The sequence below is a fragment of the Limnofasciculus baicalensis BBK-W-15 genome, assembly GCF_024178385.1.
Lineage (GTDB): Bacteria > Cyanobacteriota > Cyanobacteriia > Cyanobacteriales > Coleofasciculaceae > Limnofasciculus > Limnofasciculus baicalensis.
In genome coordinates this window covers 1-4,860 of sequence record NZ_JAMZMM010000408.1, presented here as the reverse complement: position 1 = coordinate 4,860, position 4,860 = coordinate 1, and the positions used below count along the sequence as shown (strand labels likewise).

The following is a 4,860-nucleotide window of genomic DNA, read 5'->3' as shown; positions in this document are numbered from 1 at the left end:
AACAACCAACAACCAACAACCAACAACCAACAACCAACAACCAACAACCAACAACCAACAACCAACAACCAACAACCAACAACCAACAACCAACAACCAACAACCAACAAAAATGTAGGGAGGAAAGATTTTGAAAGCTATTTTAATCAGCATAGGCGTTATAGTTGTCTGTGGGTTACTCCTGGCGGTGGTACAGTTAAGTCCTGGAAACGGGAAATCTAACCAAACGACAGAGAGTCAACCCGCTGTGGTAAGCGAGACAAAGAGTGCTAACCCATCTGTTAACGATATAAAACCAATTGCAATGAGTACTGATTCAAATAGCGAAGAGACTGCGAAAAAGGAAACAGTGACAACTCCCTCCGGTTTGAAGTATATAGATCTGAAGGTGGGAGAGGGAGACAGCCCCCAAACGGGTAAAAATGTAGTGGTTCACTACACTGGTACTCTGGTGAATGGGACTAAATTTGATAGTTCCCGCGATCGCAATAGTCCTTTTTCCTTCACAATTGGAGTGGGACAAGTGATTAAAGGCTGGGATGAAGGCGTTGCGACGATGAAAGTCGGTGGGCGGAGGCAGCTCATTATTCCGCCAGATTTAGGTTATGGTGCTAGTGGCGCTGGTGGTGTAATTCCTCCTAATGCTACTCTCCTTTTTGATGTTGAACTGCTTGGGGTTAAATAATCGCAATCTTTCCTAAAGGATGAAGTGTGAAGGATGAAGGATGAAGTGTGAAGGATGAAACTATTTTTTCTATTCAACCTTCATCCTTATATTGGTCTTGTATTTGCCATATTCAAAAACTTGGTCAACTCTGGTTTAAATAAGAATTTAATTGTGCCTGTTGGTCCATTACGATGTTTAACAATGATAACTTCTGCGACACCTCTGTCAGGTGTATTTGGTGAATAGTATTCGTCTCTATAAAGCATAATAATTAAATCCGCATCCTGCTCAATACTGTTATGAACTACTATATTATTAACGATAAAATTGTGAAGAGTAGGAACTGTTAAATCGTAAACTTCAGCTTCACCATCAGCCTCTATAGACACAATTTCATCCCAGTAGATATCGCTACTAGCCAATCGAATAATATCATCAGATTTGACGACATGAGCTAATCGGGTTGCTCGCTCTCGACTCATATTTTGTTTGTAAAGACTTGTTCCAGAGTAAGCCGATCCGAGTTGAGCCTGCATCTGACGTGTAGTTAAACCACACTGTTGCATTGCTGGAATAGCATAGATTTTCCATACATCACTGGGGATGACATCTCTATTCGTATTTGCTGAATGAGCCTCAATATATTCTGCAATTTCTTGAAGCGCTTGCTGTTTGTAAATTCCTATTGCACCAATCAGGTTAATAAACTTTTCCAGATCGGGTTTGCCTGTTACTGTTACATGATATTGATCTCGTCCTTTTCCGTGTTGCGAATGTACAGATAGTCGAGCATTAATCCCCAGTCTGACTAAGAGGGATTGAACTTCAGACGCAAGCCTCTTACTACTGCTGGAGTAGTAAGCAATAGCCCTGGTAGATGTTCCTCCTATTAACTTGATAGAGCCATCTGTACTCCAGAGATGACGTAGGAAAATGGCTATCGCTTCTTGAGGCTGTTCAAAAATTTGGTTCGGGACAAATTTTTCATAGGATCTCAAACCAAAAATTCCCATCCCATCTAACCATTTAACTACTGGATTCCTGACGTTATGGGTTAGAGGATAATTGGCGGGAAGATAAACTTGATACCAGCTACGCTCTTTGATGATACGAGGATTAACCAGATTCCCAAAAACTTTAAGCGCTAGAGATACAACAATATCCGCCAAATCTAATTCTTTTGTTGTGTATTGAATAGCGTGCCTAGGTAGAGTGCATCCGTCTCCAATTAAGTGACCTAGTAATGCTATCTCAGGATCGCTCATTGATTGTACAAGTGGACTAGATAAGTAGCGAGGTAGAGCAATACGCGAACCCTCCTCTAACTCATCCAGACGCTGCCATCCACCAATGGTGAGAAATTTATGATTACCCGTTGCTCGAATTGTTCGCCCCAGACGAGTTTTGATTTGCCATATAGACTTCACACCTGTCGGAAAAACATTACTAACAAATGCCTTTTCCAACTTCATTGTGTTTACGTTTAGCGCCCAAACAGCAAAGCCAGATTTTCCTACCAAGTCGCGAATCGGCACTTCAACACCACTATCAGCTAATGTCACCAGGCTATCACCTGTTATACAGCCACTTTCTCTTAAATCAGACATCATCGGGCGCTTATTATTGCGAGTTTCCACACTGCGACTAAGCTGAGACAAAGCAATCACCGGGACATTTAATTCCCGTGCTAATCCTTTGAGACTTCGGGTAATTCGAGATATCTCTTGTACCCGATTGTCACTGCCACTGCCTTCCATTAATTGCAAATAATCGATCAAAACTAATCCTAACTTTCCACCTTGTTGTGCTTGAAGTCGGCGTAAATGCGAGCGCATTTGCATGACAGTCTGATTGGGGCTATCATCAATAAATATTGGTAACTCAGATAAAGTTCCCAGTGCCCTACTCAAAGGTTCCCACTGATTTTGACTAATCCGTCCACTCCGCAGATAATTACTTTCAATTCCCGCTTCACTAGCCAATAGCCGCTGTACGAGTTGTTCCTTGGACATTTCCAAGCTAAAAATTGCCACAGGTAATTCTTCGGCAATATTCCGCGCAATTCCCATGGCAAAGCTAGTATTGTGAACGCAAATATCATTAGCAACAAAGTTGTGAGTTTCCGGAATTGTCAAGTCGTACACTTCCTTGTAGCCAAGGGGTTCAATTGACACAATTTCATCCCAGTAAACTTCACTTGTCGCTAACTGCTGAAGTGACAGATTATCTAAAGCAGTCGCCAATTGAAAAAGTCTTTCTCTTGATAAAGCTCCTTTGCCAACATGAATATTGGAATAACCCTTAATTCCAGCTCTTAGGGCTAAATTATGCCAAGATTCATTTCCTTTTAACTTAGCTAGTTCCTGCCAAATTTCAACGGGGATGAGATCCCGGTTAGTTTTGTATTTTTTATTAGCTAGAGCGTCTGCCACTCTGGATATTGCTTCTTCCTTACCAAAAATACCAATCTCAGATATAAAATCTTTGAGAGACTGAGGATCCGTAATATCAAGTTGCCAAGCTTGTCGGCGAGTATTTTTGTATTTTACACTCCGCTGTTTGAGAGCAGAAATAATACCAAATCGTAATAATAAATGCTGAATTTGTCGAGCCAGTTTTTCACTAACAGTTCCATATCCTATTTGGGATTGACCACTTTTAAGTACTGTAGCCCATCCATCTGTAGCAAATAGACGATTCAGAAATAAAGAGATTTGCGATCGCGTTAGTTTGAAAACAATTAGTGGAATTATTTTTTGATGAGCATTCTTTACCCAAAGACCTAATTCTTCAGACCATAAAGTAAGTGATTCAGTGAATTCTTCTTGGAGTAAGGGATTGCTATTTATAAACTGTGGAGAAGACTTTGTTAGACAACCATCCCCAATCAAATACCCCAATAATTTTACTTGACCCTCTGGTAAAGTTTCCGTACCAAAAATTTTTATTTGCCGAGGTACAGCAATCCGATCCCCTGGGTTGATTTTTCCAAGCTGTTGCCATCCTTTAATAGTTAGAAAAGGGTGTGTAATTGTGGTGTCGATAAACCGTCCTAATCGGGTAGTAACGCGGAATACTGGTTTGATACCATCGTCCACAAATCCTGATGGTTGAGTAAGGTAAAACTGCCAATCATTTCCCAGTGTAAGTACTTGAGCTATACGACGACGGTAAATTTCCTCAATAGTTGTTATTTCCCCATCTGAGAGGACAATTTCTGCCTGGGCACAGAGGCATTTCCCCATTGATGGTCTACCAGCAATAATAATCAAATCAGAACGTTGAAAACCGCCAGTTGAGGCATCTAAATCGTAGAAATTTGAAGGAATGCCGGGTAGAGTAGTACCCTCATTACGGTTTTCTATCTCCTGAAATGTATCGATGAGAGTATCAGAAATTGGAATTAAACCTGAATTTGCAGTTGTCTGAGATAGACCAAAAATCTTTTGTTCTGCTCTATCTAGAACATGTTCTAAATCTAGGGATGTATCGTAACCAAGATGAATAATCTCATTACCTGATTGAATGAGCCTGCGCCGCTGATATTTGTCTATTACTAATGCGGCATATCGGTCAATATTAACAGTTGATACTACTGTATCCACTAGTTGTGCTAATTTACTTTGACCACCAACTTTTTCTAATAAGTTGTTGTCGTTTAGCCAAGTAGTAACGCTCATCAAATCAGTTGGCTTCCCTTGGTTGTGGAGCAAGAGAGCTGTTTTATAAATTTCTTTATGAGCCTTAATATAAAATGCGTCGCTAACTAACAAGTCAGCGATTCGACTAATTGCTTCAGGATCTAGTAAAATTCCACCAATAATTGCCTCCTCAGCCTCAATATTTTGAGGAGGTAGCCCATTGCTCAATGATGCAAAATTAGAATCTTGATTCATAGCCGATGCCCGATTAAGTTTGGTGAACTCAGATCTTGCACTATTCTCAACAAACTGTTTTTTGTAGTTTTTTATAGGACGGGCACTCCCTAAGATGACTCGAAAAGCACAAAATTATGTTAGGGAGGAGTGCCCACCCTACAGTTATTGATATTGGTACAAGATCTCAGGTGAATTGATTGTTGGATAGTTTAATGGAGAATAAGGAATGGCTAATAGTTAACGGGTTAATGGTTATTTCCCACTCCCCACTCCAAAAAACCCACTCCCTACTCCCCACTCCCCACTCCCTATTCC

Annotated in this window: 2 protein-coding genes; one reads left to right on the top strand and one right to left on the bottom strand. The window is 40.6% G+C overall.

Features of this window, described 5'->3' with window-relative positions; translation table 11 throughout:
* The first annotated feature begins 130 nt into the window (after positions 1–130).
* Positions 131–685, top strand: a complete 555-nt coding sequence (locus NJ959_RS25485) for an FKBP-type peptidyl-prolyl cis-trans isomerase (RefSeq protein WP_254014561.1) — start codon at positions 131–133, stop codon at positions 683–685.
* 86 nt (positions 686–771) lie between these two features.
* Here the strand turns inward: NJ959_RS25485 and NJ959_RS25480 are convergent, their stop codons facing one another.
* Positions 772–4,563, bottom strand: a complete 3,792-nt coding sequence (locus tag NJ959_RS25480) for a replicative DNA helicase (protein ID WP_254014560.1) — start codon at positions 4,561–4,563, stop codon at positions 772–774.
* Positions 4,564–4,860 lie beyond the last annotated feature (297 nt).

Excerpts from the sequence above, each read along its gene's own strand:
- NJ959_RS25480 (WP_254014560.1), bottom strand. The coding sequence starts at position 4,563 with ATGAATCAAGATTCTAATTTTGCATCATTGAGCAATGGGCTACCTCCT.